Annotated in this window: 17 protein-coding genes; 9 read left to right on the forward strand and 8 right to left on the reverse strand. The window is 63.9% G+C overall.

The features are described from left to right. Nucleotides 1–15: 15 nt before the first annotated feature. The 4 genes from MB84_RS22285 to MB84_RS22300 all read right to left on the reverse strand — a co-directional run bounded on the left by MB84_RS22285 (nucleotide 16) and on the right by MB84_RS22300 (nucleotide 4,382). Nucleotides 16–1,197 (reverse strand): DUF3734 domain-containing protein, encoded by a 1,182-nt coding sequence (locus MB84_RS22285; RefSeq protein ID WP_157122816.1) that lies wholly within the window; start codon nucleotides 1,195–1,197, stop codon nucleotides 16–18. Nucleotides 1,198–1,328: 131 nt separating this feature from the next. Beyond that, the gene (locus tag MB84_RS22290; protein WP_046293153.1) at nucleotides 1,329–2,114 is read right to left on the reverse strand and encodes a 3-hydroxybutyrate dehydrogenase; all 786 of its coding nucleotides are present in this window, start codon (nucleotides 2,112–2,114) and stop codon (nucleotides 1,329–1,331) included. Between the two features lie 177 nt (nucleotides 2,115–2,291). Beyond that, the gene (gene ettA, locus MB84_RS22295) at nucleotides 2,292–3,959 is read right to left on the reverse strand and encodes an energy-dependent translational throttle protein EttA (RefSeq protein ID WP_046289935.1); all 1,668 of its coding nucleotides are present in this window, start codon (nucleotides 3,957–3,959) and stop codon (nucleotides 2,292–2,294) included. Between the two features lie 66 nt (nucleotides 3,960–4,025). After that, the gene (locus MB84_RS22300) at nucleotides 4,026–4,382 is read right to left on the reverse strand and encodes a 2Fe-2S iron-sulfur cluster-binding protein (RefSeq protein WP_046289936.1); all 357 of its coding nucleotides are present in this window, start codon (nucleotides 4,380–4,382) and stop codon (nucleotides 4,026–4,028) included. A 176-nt stretch (nucleotides 4,383–4,558) separates the two neighbouring features. Between MB84_RS22300 and MB84_RS22305 the strand changes: the two genes are divergently transcribed. The 4 genes from MB84_RS22305 (at nucleotide 4,559) to MB84_RS22320 (ending at nucleotide 7,185) form a co-directional block, all read left to right on the forward strand. Next, on the forward strand, nucleotides 4,559–4,960 hold the full coding sequence (locus MB84_RS22305; RefSeq protein ID WP_084009932.1) for a nucleotide pyrophosphohydrolase: 402 nt from the start codon (nucleotides 4,559–4,561) through the stop codon (nucleotides 4,958–4,960). Nucleotides 4,961–5,241: 281 nt separating this feature from the next. Continuing rightward, entirely contained in the window at nucleotides 5,242–6,354 is a 1,113-nt protein-coding gene (locus MB84_RS22310) for a metallophosphoesterase (RefSeq protein WP_046289937.1), read from the forward strand. Nucleotides 6,355–6,368: 14 nt separating this feature from the next. Beyond that, the gene (locus tag MB84_RS22315; RefSeq protein WP_039393469.1) at nucleotides 6,369–6,668 is read left to right on the forward strand and encodes an acylphosphatase; all 300 of its coding nucleotides are present in this window, start codon (nucleotides 6,369–6,371) and stop codon (nucleotides 6,666–6,668) included. Nucleotides 6,669–6,720: 52 nt separating this feature from the next. Continuing rightward, a complete protein-coding gene (locus MB84_RS22320) occupies nucleotides 6,721–7,185 on the forward strand; it encodes a GNAT family N-acetyltransferase (RefSeq protein WP_065225818.1) in 465 nt (154 codons plus the stop codon). On the opposite strand, the gene infA is transcribed toward MB84_RS22320, so the two are convergent. Beyond that, on the reverse strand, nucleotides 7,182–7,403 hold the full coding sequence (infA, locus tag MB84_RS22325) for a translation initiation factor IF-1 (RefSeq protein WP_039393473.1): 222 nt from the start codon (nucleotides 7,401–7,403) through the stop codon (nucleotides 7,182–7,184). The two genes, MB84_RS22320 and infA, sit on opposite strands and share 4 nt — an antisense overlap. 566 nt (nucleotides 7,404–7,969) lie before the next feature. Here infA and MB84_RS22330 point away from each other — a divergent pair. Beyond that, complete coding sequence (locus tag MB84_RS22330; RefSeq protein WP_046289938.1) at nucleotides 7,970–8,446, forward strand: CBS domain-containing protein; 477 nt, start codon at nucleotides 7,970–7,972, stop codon at nucleotides 8,444–8,446. Nucleotides 8,447–8,636: 190 nt separating this feature from the next. Here the strand turns inward: MB84_RS22330 and MB84_RS22335 are convergent, their stop codons facing one another. Next, on the reverse strand, nucleotides 8,637–10,115 hold the full coding sequence (locus MB84_RS22335) for an MFS transporter (RefSeq protein WP_157122817.1): 1,479 nt from the start codon (nucleotides 10,113–10,115) through the stop codon (nucleotides 8,637–8,639). A 488-nt stretch (nucleotides 10,116–10,603) separates the two neighbouring features. Between MB84_RS22335 and MB84_RS22340 the strand changes: the two genes are divergently transcribed. Then, nucleotides 10,604–11,104: a glycine zipper 2TM domain-containing protein gene (locus MB84_RS22340; RefSeq protein WP_046289939.1), complete on the forward strand. Its 501-nt coding sequence runs from the start codon at nucleotides 10,604–10,606 to the stop codon at nucleotides 11,102–11,104. A gap of 274 nt (nucleotides 11,105–11,378) precedes the next feature. Continuing rightward, nucleotides 11,379–12,794, forward strand: a complete 1,416-nt coding sequence (locus MB84_RS22345) for an undecaprenyl-phosphate glucose phosphotransferase (RefSeq protein ID WP_245725432.1) — start codon at nucleotides 11,379–11,381, stop codon at nucleotides 12,792–12,794. 49 nt (nucleotides 12,795–12,843) lie between these two features. On the opposite strand, the gene MB84_RS22350 is transcribed toward MB84_RS22345, so the two are convergent. Next, nucleotides 12,844–13,659, reverse strand: coding sequence for a WecB/TagA/CpsF family glycosyltransferase (locus MB84_RS22350; RefSeq protein WP_084009933.1), 816 nt, complete (start codon nucleotides 13,657–13,659; stop codon nucleotides 12,844–12,846). A 139-nt stretch (nucleotides 13,660–13,798) separates the two neighbouring features. Here MB84_RS22350 and MB84_RS22355 point away from each other — a divergent pair, with 139 nt between their 5' ends. Together MB84_RS22355 and MB84_RS22360 are read left to right on the forward strand one after the other, a co-directional pair. Next, nucleotides 13,799–15,508 (forward strand): FAD-dependent oxidoreductase, encoded by a 1,710-nt coding sequence (locus MB84_RS22355; RefSeq protein WP_046289940.1) that lies wholly within the window; start codon nucleotides 13,799–13,801, stop codon nucleotides 15,506–15,508. A gap of 13 nt (nucleotides 15,509–15,521) precedes the next feature. After that, a complete protein-coding gene (locus MB84_RS22360) occupies nucleotides 15,522–16,454 on the forward strand; it encodes an NAD-dependent epimerase/dehydratase family protein (RefSeq protein WP_046289941.1) in 933 nt (310 codons plus the stop codon). Between the two features lie 85 nt (nucleotides 16,455–16,539). On the opposite strand, the gene MB84_RS22365 is transcribed toward MB84_RS22360, so the two are convergent. Beyond that, nucleotides 16,540–17,838 carry a lipopolysaccharide biosynthesis protein gene (locus tag MB84_RS22365; protein WP_052653514.1) on the reverse strand — a complete coding sequence of 433 codons (1,299 nt, stop codon included), beginning with the start codon at nucleotides 17,836–17,838 and terminating at the stop codon, nucleotides 16,540–16,542. Nucleotides 17,839–17,841 lie beyond the last annotated feature (3 nt).

A 17,841-nucleotide genomic window follows, 5' to 3' on the forward strand; every position in this document is an offset into this window, starting at 1 on the left:
GTGGTTTGCATCGCCTCAGATCACTTCATGACGATGAATATCGTGCGTGACGAAGCCTCGGGCATCATCCGGCATCGCTAGCCAGTCGGGATGCGCCAACGTACGGCGAACGTCGTCGAGGCCGCTGGCCCAGTGGTCGAGCATCGTGGACAGCCCGAACTGATAGTCCTTGTAGTGCCCCTCGTATTCCTTGTTGCGGTAAATCAGCTGCACGACGTTGTAACGCTTGCTGCACGCAATCTCTTGCGCAGCATGACACCACGGATCCCGTGCACGGACATCCGCAGGCACGCGATCCAGCACCTCGCGCAATACGCGTCGATAGTGTTGGGCACGCTGCAAGTTGTCCGTCACCAGACGGGTACGGCTCGAGAACTGGATATCCTTCTGCCGTCCCGCCGCGTCGTTCAGATTGTCCGGCAACGGCCCCCGCGCACTCCACAGATCGACCTGAAACGCGAGCGTGTCACGGCGTGGCGACGTACCCAATACCTCCGAGAGCGGTGTGTTCGACACGAGGCCACCGTCCCAGAAATACTGCCCATCGATCTCTACGGCCGGGAATCCCGGCGGCAACGCACCCGACGCCATGAAGTGCTCCGCACGCAACGTCTCGCGCGTATTGTCGAAATACACGAAGTTGCCGGTATGCACGTTCACCGCACCGACCGACACGCGAATCTCGCGCGCATTGATCCGGTCGAAATCGGCGAACCGCTCCAGCGTTGCGCGCAACGCAGACGTGTCGTAGTAACTCGCATGCGCCGGGTCGCCCATGGCCGTGGGCAGCGGCTGGGGCCAACGCGGCGTGAAAAAACCCTTCTGCCCCTCCGCCATCGCGCGCCACGCCTGCCAGGCGCTGTAGGCGATGCGTCCGGACTCCGGGCCGTTGAGGATGGCGGCTTCGAACGGTGCGGGGAGCGGCGGGAAGACCGCGGGCTCGCAAATCGTCCGCCAGAACGCTTCGAGTTGTTCGACGCGGCGCTCCGGCGCATTGCCCGCGATGATCGCCGTGTTCAGTGCGCCGATGGAGATGCCAGCGATCCAGTTCGGTTCGATACCCGACTCGTACAGACCGGCGTACACGCCCGCCTGATAGGCCCCAAGCGCACCGCCCCCCTGCAAGACGAGCGCCACCGTCTCGTACGGCGGCAGATCGATGGCGCGTTTGGGGACTTTGGGCGGATTGGCCGTCATGACCGTTCTCCTGAAGCGTACTGCGTGATGTTGATGCGAGGCGAGTCGCGTGAAGCGAAGCATCGAAGCGATGAAGCGCAAACATCGTCCCAGCGGGACTGCCCACCGGGACGGCGAAGCGCCACGTGCGCTTACTGCATGAACCAGCCGTGGCTCACGACGAACGACTGCCCGGTGAACGCCGCGCTCGGGAATGTCGCGAGGAACAGTGCCGTCTGGGCGACGTCGTCGACCGTGGTGAACACACCGTCGACGGTGCCGCCGAGCATCACCTTCTTGATGACTTCGTCTTCCGAAATGCCCAGCTCCTTGGCCTGCTCCGGAATCTGCTTGTCGACGAGCGGCGTGCGCACGAAGCCCGGGCAGATGACATGCGAGCGCACGTTATGCTGCGCGCCCTCCTTGGCCAGCACGCGGGCGAGGCCGAGCAACGCGTGCTTGGCCGCCACGTACGCCGACTTCAGCGGCGACGCCTCATGCGAGTGCACGGAACCCATGTAAATGACAATGCCACCGCGGTCGTCCTTGTACATGTGCTTGAGCGCCGCCTTGGTCGTCAGAAACGCGCCGTCGACGTGAATCGCCTGCATCTTCTTCCAATCGGAAAACGCGTAGTTCTCGATCGGATTGACGATCTGAATGCCCGCGTTCGAGATCAGGATGTCGACGGACCCGAACGTCTGCGCGACCTTGTCGATGCCGCTATTCACCGCCTCTTCGTTGGTGACGTCCATCGCCACTCCGATGGCCTGGCCACCGGCGGCCTTGATTTCTTCGGCGACGGCGTCTGCGCCCTGCTGATTCAGATCCGCAATCGCGACGGCCGCACCGGCACGCGCCAGCGTCAGCGCAATCTCTTTCCCGATGCCGCTGGCAGCCCCCGTCACCACCGCGACTTTCCCATTCAACTGATTCACCGACTGGCTCATTTGCACACTCCCGATTCGTCAAAATGGCGGACCATGCAACGCGGCACGATGTGACGCGTGAACATGGCTCGTCGAACACTGGCTGATGGCGGACATCCCCGCATCGATGGGCGGGTCCGGCCGCCGCACAAACAGAAAAGGCGCCTTGCGGCGCCTTTTCCTGCATTACCGCGCGATCGGCTTGTAGCGGATTCGCTTCGGTTTTGCTGCCTCCTCGCCGAGGCGCTTCTTCTTGTCGGCCTCGTACTCCTGATAGTTGCCGGGGAAGAACTCGACATGCGAGTCGCCTTCGAAGGCCAGAATATGCGTGGCGATACGGTCAAGGAACCAGCGATCGTGCGAGATGACCATCACACAACCGGCGAACTCGAGCAGCGCGTCCTCGAGTGCACGCAGCGTTTCGACGTCCAGATCGTTCGACGGTTCATCGAGCAGCAGCACATTGCCGCCGGAGATCAGCGTCTTGGCCATGTGCAGACGGCCGCGCTCACCGCCGGAGAGCGAACCGACCTGCTTCTGCTGGTCCGAGCCCTTGAAGTTGAAGCGGCCGATGTAGGCGCGCGACGGCGTTTCGTACTTGCCCACCGTCAGCACGTCGGCACCGCCCGAAATCTCTTCGAACACGGTCTTCGTGCCGTCCAGCGCATCGCGGCTCTGGTCGACGTAAGCCATCTTGACCGTCGGACCGACCTTGATCTCGCCGCTATCCGGCTGCTCGCGCCCGGTGAGCATCTTGAAGAAAGTCGACTTACCGGCGCCGTTCGGGCCGATGATGCCGACGATGGCGCCCGGCGGCACCTGGAAGCTCAGATCGTCGATCAGCAGACGGTCGCCGAAAGCCTTCGACACGTTCTTGAACTCGACGACTTCGTTACCCAGACGCTCACCCACCGGTATGAAGATTTCCTGGGTTTCGTTGCGCTTCTGGTATTCCTGGCTGTTCAGCTCGTCGAAACGGGCAAGACGCCCCTTCGACTTCGCCTGACGGCCCTTCGGGTTCTGACGCACCCACTCCAGCTCCTTCTTGAGCGCCTTCTGACGCGCCGATTCGCTCGACTCTTCCTGCTTCAGGCGTTGCTCTTTCTGATCGAGCCACGAGCTGTAGTTGCCCTTCCAGGGAATGCCGTGCCCCCGGTCGAGTTCGAGAATCCACTCGGCCGCGTTGTCGAGGAAGTAGCGATCGTGGGTGACGGCGACGACCGTGCCCGGGAAACGCGTGAGGAACTGTTCGAGCCAGTCGACGGATTCGGCGTCCAGGTGGTTGGTCGGTTCGTCGAGCAGGAGCATGTCCGGCTTCGAGAGCAGCAGACGCGCCAGCGCCACGCGACGCTTCTCACCGCCGGAGAGCACGCCGATCTTGGCGTCCCATGCCGGCAAACGCAGCGCATCCGCGGCGACTTCCAGCGTCTGCTCGATGTTGTTGCCGTCGCTCGCGGCGAGGATCGCTTCGTACTTGGCCTGCTCGGCGGCCAGCGCGTCGAAGTCGGCGTCCGGCTCGGCGTACGCGGCGTAGATTTCGTCGAGCTTCGTGCGGGCTTCCATGATCTCGCCCATGCCGCCTTCGACGGCTTCGCGCACGGTCTGCTCGGGGTCGAGTTGCGGCTCCTGCGGCAGATAACCGATGTTCAGGTTGGCCATCGGGATCGCTTCACCCTCGATCTCCTTGTCGACGCCGGCCATGATCTTGAGCAGCGTCGATTTGCCCGAACCGTTCAGGCCCAGCACGCCGATCTTGGCGCCCGGGAAGAACGACAGGGAGATGTCCTTGAGGATGTGACGCTTGGGCGGCACGATCTTGCCCACGCGGTTCATGCTGAATACGTACTGTGCCATTCGGCTTTCCTGATCCTGAAACGGTTATGACGGCTCACAGGCGAGCGCCAGATAGCGGCAAGTTTATCAAAGCGCGGCACGCACAGCATCGGGCGCGTCGATCACGAGGTCGGCGCACGCGTACGCGCAGCACGGCAGCAGCCAGCCCTGCATCCTCTCGTCGCGCGACAGACCGGGCCACTCGATCCGATAGGTCACCGGTGCATTCGTGCCCAGCGCATCGCCCGCCAAGCCGCTTCGCGCTTCGCACAGACACGCACGACACGTGCCGTTGCGACACAGGCTCGGCAGCTTGATGCCAGCGGCCTGCGCGGCGAGCAGAATCGGTGTGTCCGGCGGCGCGTCGAATTGCCAGCCCGAGGGCAGGAGCGTGACGCGCGGCGGCTTCGCGCTCTGTGCGTCTTCCGAAGCGACGGTGGGCACGGCTTCTGCCGAAGACGAGGATGTGACAGGTGTTGATGCGGCCAAGGGACGGGGGGATCGACTCGGAAGGGAGAAATCGAGAATCGGAGAAACGGAGAAACGGAACAAAAAAAAACGCTACGCGGCGCGTCTGGCGCCAACGCGCTACCATAACCCACTTCCGAGTTCCGAATCCCATGTCCACTGCTCCCAAGGATCTCCGCGCGTCAGGTAAGACCGACGCGAACGCCGCGCCCGCTACGCCTGCCGTTGCTCGTCTTATCGATACGGCCGGGCTGGAAGCCGAATTGCACGCGTTCGCCGCTGCCCGCGACTGGCATCGGTTCCATACGCCCAAGAACCTCGCGATGGCGTTGTCGGTCGAAGTGGCTGAGCTCGTAGAGATCTTCCAATGGCAGACCGAGGCGCAGGCCAATGCCATCATGCAGTCCGATGAGGCGCGTCATGTCGAGCAGGAACTGGCGGATATCGCGATGTACCTGGTGCGGCTGTCGACGGTGCTCGGCGTCGACCTGAACCGCGCGGTGACCGACAAACTCGTCATGAACGCGCAGAAGTATCCGGCGCCTGAAGCGTAATTCGTGAAGACTGGCGGGCTTGCACGAATACCGGCTGGCAGACGCAATTCGTTGCGATTCGTCGCGATTCAAGTTTCAAGCCAATGGCCGAGATTTCGCGCCCGCCTCTTGCAATCGGACGCTGCGCCCGCATAACGCCCAGGTCCGCCCCCGAATTTCGATCCGACCACGCTATGTCTCAATCCTCACAGGCTTCCCAGACGTCAGACGCGCCACCCGGCGCGAGTCACACGCACGGCAAGTCACCGAAACGCACACTCCCCGCACGCCCGCGCTGGTTGATGCTCGCCATCATCGCGTTGTTGCACGCCTACATCGGCTGGCGTCTGCTGACTCCGCTGCCCGTGGCCATAGGCTGGAAGGTGCTGGGCGGCTTGTGGCTCGCCGTCTCGACCGTGCTGATTCCGCTCGGCCTGATGAGCCGCGCCATCCAGAAAGAACCGCTCGCCACCCTGCTGACGTGGACCGGGATGACGGCCATCGGCATCTTCTCGTCGCTCTTCGTGCTGACGCTGCTGCGTGATGTGGTACTGGGTGTCGCGATGGCTTTCTCGGTACTCGACGCGCAGCTCGTCACCCGCTCGGCGGTCATCGTGCTGATATTGACGGCAGCGTCGACGGTGCTCGGCTTCTACAACGCACGACGCCTCGCCCGCGTGGTCGACGTCGACGTTCCGATCGCCAACCTGCCGTCCGAGCTCAAGGGCTTCACCATCGTCCAATTGAGCGACATTCACGTGAGTTCGACGATTCGACGCCGTTATATCGAAGCGATCGTCGAGGCGTCGAACGCGCTCAAGCCGGATCTCGTCGCGATCACCGGCGATCTGGTGGACGGCGGCGTGCCCGCGCTACGCGACCATATCGCGCCGCTCGGCCAGCTGACCTCGCGCCACGGCACCTACGTCTGCACGGGCAACCACGAGTACTACTCAGGCGCACCGGCGTGGGTCGCGGAATTGCGACGCATCGGTCTGACCGTCCTCGAAAACGAGCATGTGGTGCTCGAGCACGAAGGGGCGTCGCTGACGGTCGCCGGCGTGACGGACTTCACCGCCCATCAGTTCGATCCGGGAAAACGCAGCGATCCGCAGGCGGCCATCGCGGGCGCGCCCGAAGGCGTGCCGCGCGTGCTGCTTGCGCATCAACCGCGCAGCGCCCCCGCCGCTCAGGACGCCGGTTTCGATCTGCAACTCTCCGGACATACGCACGGCGGACAATTCTGGCCGTGGATGTACTTCGTGCCGCTGCAACAGCCGTTCGTGCATGGGCTGCATCGTCTCGGCCGCCTAGCCATCTATGTGAGCCGGGGAACGGGCTACTGGGGGCCGCCGAAGCGTTTCGGCGCGCCGTCGGAAATCACGCGCATCCGGCTCGTGCCGGGCAAGGTTTAACGGGATTTGATGCGATGAAATCTCTTTCGTCCGGCAGCGCTTCGCTGGAAACCGTGGCTGTGCGTCTGCGCGGCAAGATTCAAGGCGTGGGATACCGCCATGCGGCCGTGCGCGAAGGGCATCTGATCGGCGTTCGCGGATGGGTGCAGGCGCTGCCCGAGGGTGACATTCTCGCCGTCGTGCAAGGCACGCCCGATCAGGTCGACAAGATGCTCGAATGGATGCGGCGCGGACCGCCCGGCGCGCGCGTCATGGAATTCGAAAGCGAAGTGGAGTACACCGGCCGTCGTTTCGACCGGTTCGAACAGCTTTAATCCAAGATCGGCACGCAAGTGCTGGTCCGTTCCACCCTTGCCTCCGGTCCCGATGCCAGCACCTACGCCTACGCCCAGCACACGTCGCGCTATCGACGAAGGCGCACCCCACATCGTCGCGCTGCTCGCGCAGCTGGGCTACGAGACGCCGCTCGATATCGTCCGTCGCAATATCGCGCTATCGAATGCCGGGGGCGATGACGCAGCCTTCGTCGCCGTGGACGAAAACGCACAGATTGTGGGATGTATCGGATTACACGCGCTCACCATGTTCCATCTGGCGGGGCGTCTGGGGCGCATTACGGCGCTGGTGGTGGAGGAGAGTGCGAGAGGCTCGGGCGTCGGGCACGCGCTGATGGCGGCCGCTCACGCGTGGTTCGACAAGCGTGGATGCGAGAAATTCGAAGTGACGAGCAGCGACCATCGGGTCGCCGCACATCGCTTCTATGCGCGCCATGGCTATGCCCGCGATGGGCAGAGACTGGCGCGCAAAAGCCAGACGTCGTCGCTGACTTAATTCTTGTGACGGTAGTTGATGCGGCCCTTGCTCAGGTCATAGGGCGACATTTCCAGCGTCACGCGGTCACCCGCGAGAATACGGATGCGGTTCTTCTGCATGCGGCCGCTCGCATATGCCACCACTTCCACGCCGTTTTCGAGCGTGACGCGAAAGCGATTATCCGGCAGCACATCCGAAACGTGTCCGCTGAATTCGATCAGTTCTTCCTTGGCCAATATCGTGTCCTCTTGAGGGTGCCGCTCGCGAGGGGCGCAGCACCGGTGTTACTGTAAGTTCGTTCGCCAATACCGTCCCCGCACCCTGAAAACTAGCGGGGGTGCACATCGAACGCCAAAAGGAGCCTACCCGGTCGACCGGCCATGAAGGCAAACGGTGCACCGAAAGCGGCGGTGGTTCGAAGGAACAAGGCACATTGCGGCAGTGCCACAAAGACGAGCAGTGCGTGTCGGGAGGGCGAAGACCGGTTCGGTCTGCGTCATCGGCACAGCGCGTGATCCGGCTCGCAGGACATGGCTGTCAGCGGCGCCGATAAAGCATTACGCGATCGTCAGGCGATGATCGGCGAATTTTCGCCGATCCCGCAAGGATACGCCTTTCTCCGTCGCCCGTGTGGAAAAAATGGCCCACACGGGCCCATTTGAACGCTTTTGTCGCCTAATCGTGGCGCAATGCACCAATCAGGCTCGCCAGCGGCCGGATTTCCCTCGGGGTCAACGCGGATGTGACGCGCAGCGCGCACTCTACTATGCTGTAAGTACCCGCAGCCCGCAGGAGAATGACCATGAAAACAGTCGCTCAGATCCTGAAATCCAAATCGGTCGACACCGTATATAAAGTGCGGCCGTCCGATTCGGTCCTCGATGCCCTGACCCTGATGGCCGAAGCCCGCATCGGCGCGGTACTGGTCAGCGAGGACGACCGCACCATCGTCGGCATCTTCACCGAGCGCGACTACGCCCGCAAAGTCGCGCTGATGGGACGAACCTCCGTCAACACGCCGGTGCGCGACGTGATGACCGCCGCGGTACGCTACGTCAGCCCCGAACAGACCAACGAAGAGTGCATGACGCTCATGACGCAGCATCGCATCCGTCACCTGCCTGTCATGAAAGACGGCAAGTTGGTCGGCCTGCTGTCCATTGGCGACCTGGTCAAAGCCATCATTACCGAACAGCAGTTCACCATCGATCAGTTGGAGAACTACATCATGGGCGGTAGCGCGGCTCTGGTCGGCACCTCGCCATCGCGTCCAAGTTGAGGCACAGGCCGCATGCGCCCGCTCCCGCGCTTCGGACAAGATTCAGGCACGCTTCAGAATTAACGCCGACAGCGTAATCAGGGGCACGGCGCTTCACACGAAGCGCCGCTTTTTTGTCGACGACAAAGAAAAACGCCACGCTAGCCTGCGCTAGCGTGGCGTTCCGTTCGTCGCGCTAAACCGACCGCGCTCAGAAGTCTTCTGCGTCGACGTCGTAGTTCGACGGCTCCCAGCGAATCGCCAGCAACGCCAGCAAACCGATCGCCGGGGCAATGGCGATTACCCAGAACACCTTGGTGGCAAGTGCGGCCGCCAGCACCGGGAACAGGAACAGCGAGACGGTCGAGCTGGCGCGCATCAACGTCTGGTTGAAGCCCACACCCACGCCACGCAGCGACGTCGGGTAGCTCAGCGACGCGAACGTCATCGAATGCGCCCCCGGGCCGAAGCCCTGCCCCAGCAGGAACAGCGCGAGGAAACCGAGCGCCCATGCTACTTCACCGGCGCTGCCCGGCTTGCCGACGAGGGCCAGACCCACGAGCGCCGTCAACTGGAACGCATAGCCCACGACCGTCAGCTTCCACGCACCGACCTTCGGCACCAGACGCACGCCCAGCAGACCGCCCGTGAACGCGAACAACAAATTCAGCGCGAGCGACATCAGAATCGTGGTGAGCATCGACTGCGCGAGGAAGCTGGCGATGATCACCGGCAGCCCGAACGCCACTGCGTTATACGCGAACGACGAAGCTACCGCGATGATGGTCGCGAGCGTCGTACGGCGCAGGTATACGCCTTTGAGCAGCTTGCCGTAGTTGCTCCACGCGGCCGGGCGCTTCGGCGCGACACGCGCCGCGTCCTTCGCCACGACGGCATCGATGCCGTAAGAACGCTTGAGAATCTTCGCCGCGCCTTCGAGGTCACCCTGATTGGCGGCCCACACCGGCGATTCGCTCATGTACCGGCTACGCACGGCAATGATGGCCAGCGCAGGAATCGCACCGAAGCCGAGGATGATCCGCCACAGCAGTGCGCTATGCGACGCGGGCAACAAGGAGTAGCACAGCAGCACCAGCAAATACGATCCGCAAATCGCCGCATACCAGGTGGGACACCACATCGCCACCCGCGCCGCCTTGTTGCCCCGCCCCTTGAGTTTCGAGAACTCGGCCAGGAACGCCATGGCGACGGGCAAGTCGATGCCGACGCCCAGCCCCATCACGAAGCGCGCACCGGCGAGCACGTACTCGTTCGGCGCCAGCGCACAGGCGATGGCGGCGATGACGAAGCACAGCATGTCGGCCATGAACACACGGTAACGGCCGATCCGGTCGGTGAAGTAGCCGCCGAGGAACGCGCCGACGATGGCCCCGAACGTAATGGCCGACGCCACCATGCCCGTGCCCGCAGGCGTCAGTTGAAATTCGCGGGCCACGTCCTTCAACCCGAAGGCGAGCGCGCCGAGATCGTAGGCGTCGAGGAAGACACCGCCGAGGGCAATGGCCACGATCCAGCGTGCATTGGAGACGCGCGCGCCGCCCTCGTTGACGAGCTGTGCGACATCGGCTGCGGAGCGAATAACCGCCGGGGCACCGGCACGCGCGGCGGAAGACACCGCAGAACCCGCCTGCGCAGGCGCGGCGGAAGACAGGGAAACGTCGACTGACATGAGACTGGACCAGAGAAGGCGGAACACCAAAGGTCGCGATGCTACCGCTTGGTACCGAGGCGACCCAAGTGTTTTCTCGTTATATGCTTAGACGATTCCTGCGTCGCACATCAAAATTCGCTCATTTAGCGCCAAAAATACTCGCAAGCACCCCAAATTTCGAGTGCTTCCCGCTCACGAGTTAAGCGTTCGCAGAGCATGACACCACGTCTCGCCGGATGGGAATATGATCGAGGAACACTTCGAATCGTCGCGCACGGGTCACGAGTCGGTGGCAAACGCGTCCGCCACCCCCGCTTTCGCGGCGGATGCACAGTCTTTACAGTCGCTTACCTTTTCTTACAGCAAAAAGGTCTGCGGAACCCTACATTCCGCATCGTGGTCGGAACAGATGCGCACTACCGGGCACTAATGGGCACTAATGGGCACTAATGGGCGGTCACATGCCCCTACCAAGCATCAATACCTCACGCTCACGAGGACGAAAAATGAAGATCAAAGCACTTACGGGAATCAGCGCGGCACTGGCCGCCGTCATGCTCGCCGGTTGCGTGGCTCCGGGCCCGCAATATGGCTATCAGCAACAGGGCTACCAGCAGGGCTATCAGCAGGGGTACCAACAGGGATACCAGCAGCCTCCGCAACAACAGGGTGCGCTTTACGGCACGGTGCAGTCCATCGAGCAACTGAACGGTCCTAACAACAGCCCGAACATTCTCGGCACGGTCCTGGGCGCCGCAGCCGGCGGCCTGCTCGGCAACACGATGGGCGGCGGACGCGGACGTACCGCCACGACCACTGCCGGCGCAGCCATCGGCGGCATCGCGGGCAACCGCATCGAGAACAGCATGGGCGAGCCGAACGTGCTGTATCGCATCACCGTGCGTCTGGACGACGGTCGCGTCGCCACCGTCACGCAAACGCCGCCGCTGCGCGTGCAGCAAGGCCAGCGCGCCGCAGTGTCGAACGATACGGTGTACCCGTACTGAGCGGCATTCGCAGCAAGCCACAACGCCCGCCGGGTTTGCGCCCGGCGGGCGTTGTTGTTTTCAGGCCAGACATTTATGGCAACGGGGGACGCCCGGGGGACGGCGGCCTCCCATAATTCACGGTTAGCGCGCGTCATTTCATGGTCTTCGCACGTCACACGCAAAGCGAATATGACCTGCTAAGATACGCGCGCAATCGGTGCGACCATCGGAGGGCCCCCGCCGTTCCGGAACTTTGTCGAGTCCGTCAGTTACCGCAACTTCGAATTTCGTCATGTCGACTCAGACGACTTACCACCATCGGCTCTTCATGGCGATGGTCGGCGGCTTCAGCGCAGTGCTCAATGCAGGCGCTTTTTTCACCGTCCTGCGACTGAACGGACACGACCCCTATACCCCTTACGGACTCACGCTCGTGTGCACGTTGGGCGCAGCGGCGTTCATCGTCTTCGCCCGCTTTCATCTACTCGCCAGCGCCCGCAATCTCGGCTGGATGCTCGGACGCGGCGCCATGCGCTGGTGCCGCGTCCTGGTCACCGCCATCGTGTTGCTGTTCCTCACGTACGAGAGCACCGAAGACGTGCGCATGATGGTCGCGCAGTGGGTGCTGCTCGCGCTGCCGTTGCAAATGATCGGTCTCGCCGTGCTGCGCGGCATGGCGCACAGCATCAACAATGCACCCGGCAATCAGCGCCGCGCAGCGTTCTTCGGCCTCGGGGCCGAAGCACGCAAGCTGAATCTGCGTCTGCAACGCTCGCCGATCCTGGGCATTCAGGTCGCGGGCTACTACAACGACACCCCGGTCACGCCGGACGCAGGCGAAGTCCTACCGCCCTACCTCGGCCGCTACGCCGACGCCACCGCGCGCATTCAGGCCAACGAGTACGAGATCGTCTTTATCGCCATCGGCCAGCAGGACAACAAGGAACTCACCAGCGAGATCGTCAACCGTCTATACGATTCGACGGCGGCCATCTACCTGCTGCCGGAGTTCAGCTTCCCCGGCGATCTGCCGATGTCGAGCACCGACATCGCAGGCGTGCCGCTGCTGGCGCTGCACGACGTCACTGTGCAGGGGCTGCTGCGCATGATCAAACGCGGCATCGATCTGGTCGGCGCATCGCTGATCCTGTTGCTGCTCAGCCCGGTGATGGTCGCCGTCGCCATCGCGGTACGACTCGACTCACCCGGCCCGATCCTCTTCCGTCAGCGTCGCTACGGCGAACGTGGCGAGCCGATCGTCATTCACAAGTTCCGTTCGATGCGTGTGTTGCAGCCTGAAGATGCCGCAGCCGCAGCCACAGGCGGATTACGCCAGGCGCATGCAGGCGACAGTCGCATTACCGCGATCGGCAAGCATCTGCGTCGTACGTCGCTCGATGAATTGCCGCAGCTCTTCGACGTGCTCGCGGGTTCGATGAGTCTCGTGGGGCCGCGTCCGCACGCGGAAGAACACAACGAAATGTACCGGCGCGTGATTCCCGGCTACATGCTGCGTCACAGTGTCAAACCGGGGATCACGGGATGGGCGCAGATAAATGGTCTGCGCGGAGAAACGGACACACCGGACAAGATGCAGCGGCGCGTGGAATACGACCGTTACTACATCACGCACTGGTCGTTGTGGCTCGACATCAAGATTTTGCTCAAGACGATTCCCGTCATGGTGACGGGACGTAATGCTGTCTGAGGCTGTCTGAGGCGGTCTGAGTCGAACGGGCGTGTGGCCCGATTCAAGCTCACTCGCGTCCGAGTTCGCGCCATTGACGCCAGCAGATGCCGATGAATCGGCGGTCGTCGACGAGATAGCGACGCCACATACGGCCGGGGTTTTGCAAGATGCGATACATCCATTCCGAACCGGTGCGCTGCATCCATTTCGGCGCACGCTTTTGTATGCCAGCAGCGAATTCGATGGCGGCGCCGACACAGAGCATCAGCCCCCCGGGCATGGTGTCGGCGTACGCCATCGCCCAGCGTTCCTGCTTCGGCATACCGAGGCAGACGAAGATGAGATCGGGCGCGAGGGCACGAACGCGTTGTGCGACGTCCTGGCCTTCGGCACCGGTCGGATCGAACGTCATCGACGGAATCAGCAGCGTGAAGTCGAGTCCGGGAAAACGTCGCGACAAGCCTTCCGTCAGTTGGGCTTCCTGTCCGGGGCGTCCACCGACGAAGACCGCTTTACGGCCCGACGCACGTGCGTTGTCGCACAGCGCGGGCAGCAGGTCTGCACCGGTCACGCGACCTGGCAGCGGTTTGCCGAACAGGCGGCTCGCCCAGATGATGGGCATGCCGTCGGCAAAGAGAAAGTCGGCGGTGCGATATTCGCGTTTGAATTCCGGCTGCGTATCGAGCCGCACGATGTGGTCGACGTTCGGGGTGACGACGATGCGCGAGCGACCATCGCGAAGCACGGCGGTTTGCGTGAGCACCTCGACGGCGGTCTCGAACGGTACGGCGGCAATGTTCAGACCGAACAGTGCGACGTTAGGCTCGAAGACTTCGCGTACGGAAGATGCCGGTGCAGCTTGCAGATCGGTGTCGCGGCTCATGACGTTTCGTACCCCTGGTATGCCTGCTTTTTTTGACGTGCGACGTCCGCACGCATTCGAGAGCAGGCACGATAGTAGCAGCGCACTTCGCGCACGTCAGTGACACTTTTCACAACACGTCGCGTATTTTGAACACACGATGATCCTCGACGCCAACGACATTCCTGCCGGTACCGAACTGCAAGCCGACTTGTGCATCGCAGGCGCAGGCGCGGCTGGCATCACGCTCGCATTGGCGCTCGAAGCCAGCGGCCTCGACGTGATCCTGCTCGAGAGTGGCGGTGACGCCGCCGAGCCCGCCGTGCAGCAGCTGTACACGGGCACTGTCGCGCACGCGCGCCTGCATCCGCCCGCCGACAGCTATCGCGTGCGCCGCTTCGGCGGCTCGACCACGCTGTGGGGCGGACGCTGCATGCCGCTCGATGCCATCGACTTCGAAGCGCGCGACTACATGCCGCACAGCGGCTGGCCCATCGGGCTCGACGCGCTGATGCCGTGGTACGGACAAGCCAACGCGTTATGCGAAGCGGGCGAGTTCGCTTATACCGCCGAGCAGGCCTTTGCGCGCGCCGACCCTCCCTCGCGCCCGATGATCGGCAACTTCGAGAGCGACGTCTTCTCGACGAACACGCTGGAGAGGTTTAGTTGTCCGACAGACTTCGGCGCGCGTTACCGCAACCGTCTCGCCAAAGGTCGCGTGCGTGTCGTGCAGCACGCCAATCTCTGTCATCTGCCTCAGACGCATGGCGCAACGCGCCTCGTCGGCCCCGCGCAGGTGAAAACGCTCGACGCAAAGGCTTTCACGGTGGCGGCCCGCGCGTATGTGCTGGCGACGGGCGGGCTGGAGGTGCCGCGTCTGCTACTGAACAGTCCCGGTGTTAGCGGCAACGGATTGGGGAACGCGCACGACGTCGTCGGCCGTTACTACATGAGCCACATCGCCGGGACCATCGGCACGCTCGATCTGTCGGGGGCCAGTTCCGTGTGGCACGGCTACGACGTCTCCGACGAAGGCATTTATTGCCGTCGACGTCTCGCATTGCGCCCACAGGCGCAGCACGACCTTCACGCGGGCAACTTCATCGCCCGCCTGCATCACCCGCGCATTCCGGACGCGGGCCACGGCAACGGCATTCTGTCGGCGCTCTATCTCGCACGGCCCATCGTGCCGTACGAGTATGCGAAGCGTCTGTACGGGGACGCGCCGGGCGGCGTCGGCAACTGGCTGGCCCACGCGCGCAACGTCATCATGGATGCGCCCAACACCGTGCGCTTCCTCACGCACTGGCTGACGCATCGCACGCTCGCCACACGCAAGTTTCCGTCGGTGATCGTGCGCCCGGCCAACCTTCGCTTCAGTCTCGACTTCCACGCCGAGCAAGCACCCTGCGAGGACAGCCGCGTCACGCTCGGCGACGAGCGGGATGCACTGGGCATGCGGCGCATTCACATCGACTGGCGCTACACACGGCAGGACGTTGAAACCGTGACGCGCTCGCTGGCCGCGCTCGCGCAGGAGATCGAACGCACTGGTGTCGGCAGCTTCGCCTACGATCCCGCCGAAGTCGAAGCCGAGATGACGCGCTACGGCGCTTACGGCGGCCATCACATCGGCACCGCCCGCATGGGCGACGATCCGCGCTCGAGCGTGGTCGATGCCAACGGCCGTTTGCACGAGGCCGATAACGTGTTTATCGCGGGCGCAGCGGTCTTCCCGACGTCGGGTCAGGCCAACCCGACGCTGAGCATCGTGGCGCTCGCGCTGCGCCTTGCAGACCATTTGCAGCGGCAGGCGAATCTGAGCACCCTGCCCGTTCCCGTCACCTCGACGTCTTCCACCGCTCTCTGATCCCGTCCGCCCTATGAAAGCTCGCATTCTTGTCACCGGCGCGACCGGGTTCATCGGCCGTCACATCGTGGACGCACTCGCCGCCAGCGACTGGGCGGCGCCTGTCGCCGCGTCGCGCCGTCCGGGCGCGGGCATGCGCGTGGTCGACGCGTTGTCTGCCGCCTCGCTGGGCGAAGCCCTTGCCGACGTCGACGGTCTGGTGAACTGCGTTGCCGGGTCGCCGGAAACGATCGTGGCGAACGCCCGCGCGTTGCGGCAGGCACTGGACGCACGCGGCACGCCGCTGCCTGTCGTCTACTTCAGCTCGATGGCGGTGTACGGCGTCGCCGAGGGACACGTCGACGAGTCCACTGCACTCGCAGGCGCCAGTCCCTACGGCATCGCCAAGGTGGAAGCCGAGCAGGCGCTGGCGGGTCTGTCGACGGTGACGTTGCTGCGTCCGGGATGTGTGTATGGCGGCGGCAGCCCGCAATGGTCCACACGCATTGCCGAACTGCTGCGTGCCGGACGGCTGGGCGACCTGGGTGCCGCAGGGGATGGGCACAGCAACCTCGTGCATGTGGACGATGTCGTAAAGGTTGCGCTGAACGCACTGCGCAACCCGGCCTCTGGGGGGCACGCCTACAACCTCGCCATGAGCGACTCGCCGCGCTGGAACGAGTACTTCACCGCTTATGCGATGGCGCTGGGGGCAACGCCTGTGAAGCGCATCGGCGGACGTCGGCTGAAGATCGAAACGAAGCTCGTCGCCCTGGCGCTCAAGATCGCCGAGATCGCGGGACGAAAGATCGGTGTGAGGGGATTGCCTGCGCCGTTGCCACCGTCGCTCGCGCGTCTGTGGCAGCAGGACATTGTGCTGGACGGCAGCCGCGCGGAAAAGACATTCGATCTGTCCTGGACGCCCTGGCGCGACGCGGTTCGGGCGGAAGCCGCACGCGACCGGTAAGACGGTCGCTTCAACGCAACGGGCGCGCGGCGATGTGCGCCCTCAATGCCGCGCTCCACCGCTGCCCCAGTGACCCACCGACGACTTAAGGACGCGACAGTCGTCCCGCCGCCCACCGCCAGAGCGTCGCGAACGGCGACACGCCGAGCAACCGACGTGCGGCCCATGCGGCGGCGGCACCGTTCACGGCAATCGCGAGCGACGCCGCAACCGACGCGCCCACACTGCCGCCCATCGGCGTGAGCGCCGCCAGCCCCACGAGCAGCACCACGACCGACACCCCGTTGATGCGCATCAGCGCACGCGTGTGCGCCGTCATGCCGAGCAATTCGGGCATCGCGGTGAAGCACGCGGCAGCCATCTGTCCGAGCGCGAGCACGCGCAAAGCGCTCGCGCCAACGTCGAACCCGTGACCGAACAGCCCCAGCAGGAACTGCGGAATGACCAGCATGCCGAGCGTGACCGGCAGCGCGAGACACAATACCAGCCCGATGGCCTGCGCCGCACTGCGCTCCAGCCCCGGCAAATCCTGACGCGCGTAAAGGCTGGCGAATCGCGGCGCGGCCATGCCCGTCACGCCGCTGATCAGGATGTTGACGACCAGCGCCAGACGCCACGCCAGCGCGAACAAACCCGTCTCGCGCGACGACGCGACAATCCCCAGCACGATGGCCGGCGCCGACGTGATCAGCAGTTTGGTGAGTTCGAGAGAGAACAGTGACAGACCCGGCTTGAGCAAACCGGGAATCGCGCCATGCGGCTCACCCGCAGGCACGTCGCGCAGGAAGCGGCGAAGCAGCACCGCGCCCACCAACGCCGCCACCGCAAAGCTTGCGGCCGTGAGGATCAGCGTGTTGACGACCGTCAGCTTGCCCGTCGCCACCAGCGGAATCGCCGCCACACAGAACACCGCCGGCCACAGCCACGAGTAGATCATCTGACTGAAGCCCACGCGCTGCAATCCCGCGAGCGCACCGGCCAGCGCCGCGCCCATGTTCTGCGGGATGAACGACAACGCGCCCAGCATGAGCGGCGCGACAAGCTCCGGCTTCTTCAGGATATCGTTGGCAAAGAGCGCCGCCCCGCCAGCGAGCAGCACCGAGACGGCCGCCGATGCGATGAACACGTGCATAAGCGCGCGACGGATCGTCGGGCGCACGGCGGTGGACTCCCCCGATGCGATGTCCATCGCCAGTTGACGCGTGAGCGCCTGATCCATCCCGAGACGCCCGAAACCCGCGAGCGCGACCATCGTACTGAAGACGATGTAGAAGTTACCCGTCTCGACAACGCCCAGCGCCGCCGCAATCAGCAGGTGAAAGCCGTAGCGGCTCGGCAAATCCAGCAGTCGCACGCCGAGGCTGATCACACTGCCGCGCAGCATCGA

The organism is Pandoraea oxalativorans, assembly GCF_000972785.3.
Taxonomy (GTDB): domain Bacteria; phylum Pseudomonadota; class Gammaproteobacteria; order Burkholderiales; family Burkholderiaceae; genus Pandoraea; species Pandoraea oxalativorans.

Bases quoted from the DNA above. Each gene is read 5' to 3' on its own strand.
- MB84_RS22315 (WP_039393469.1), top strand. From the start codon at position 6,369: ATGAAATCTCTTTCGTCCGGCAGCGCTTCGCTGGAAACCGTGGCTGTG.
- MB84_RS22345 (WP_245725432.1), top strand. From the start codon at position 11,379: ATGTCGACTCAGACGACTTACCACCATCGGCTCTTCATGGCGATGGTC.
- MB84_RS22310 (WP_046289937.1), top strand. From the start codon at position 5,242: ATGCTCGCCATCATCGCGTTGTTGCACGCCTACATCGGCTGGCGTCTG.
- MB84_RS22335 (WP_157122817.1), bottom strand. From the start codon at position 10,115: ATGTCAGTCGACGTTTCCCTGTCTTCCGCCGCGCCTGCGCAGGCGGGT.
- MB84_RS22365 (WP_052653514.1), bottom strand. From the start codon at position 17,838: ATGCTGCGCGGCAGTGTGATCAGCCTCGGCGTGCGACTGCTGGATTTG.
- MB84_RS22355 (WP_046289940.1), top strand. From the start codon at position 13,799: ATGATCCTCGACGCCAACGACATTCCTGCCGGTACCGAACTGCAAGCC.
- ettA (WP_046289935.1), bottom strand. From the start codon at position 3,959: ATGGCACAGTACGTATTCAGCATGAACCGCGTGGGCAAGATCGTGCCG.
- MB84_RS22350 (WP_084009933.1), bottom strand. From the start codon at position 13,659: ATGAGCCGCGACACCGATCTGCAAGCTGCACCGGCATCTTCCGTACGC.
- MB84_RS22330 (WP_046289938.1), top strand. From the start codon at position 7,970: ATGAAAACAGTCGCTCAGATCCTGAAATCCAAATCGGTCGACACCGTA.
- MB84_RS22285 (WP_157122816.1), bottom strand. From the start codon at position 1,197: ATGACGGCCAATCCGCCCAAAGTCCCCAAACGCGCCATCGATCTGCCG.
- MB84_RS22360 (WP_046289941.1), top strand. From the start codon at position 15,522: ATGAAAGCTCGCATTCTTGTCACCGGCGCGACCGGGTTCATCGGCCGT.
- MB84_RS22320 (WP_065225818.1), top strand. From the start codon at position 6,721: ATGCCAGCACCTACGCCTACGCCCAGCACACGTCGCGCTATCGACGAA.
- MB84_RS22340 (WP_046289939.1), top strand. From the start codon at position 10,604: ATGAAGATCAAAGCACTTACGGGAATCAGCGCGGCACTGGCCGCCGTC.
- MB84_RS22305 (WP_084009932.1), top strand. From the start codon at position 4,559: ATGTCCACTGCTCCCAAGGATCTCCGCGCGTCAGGTAAGACCGACGCG.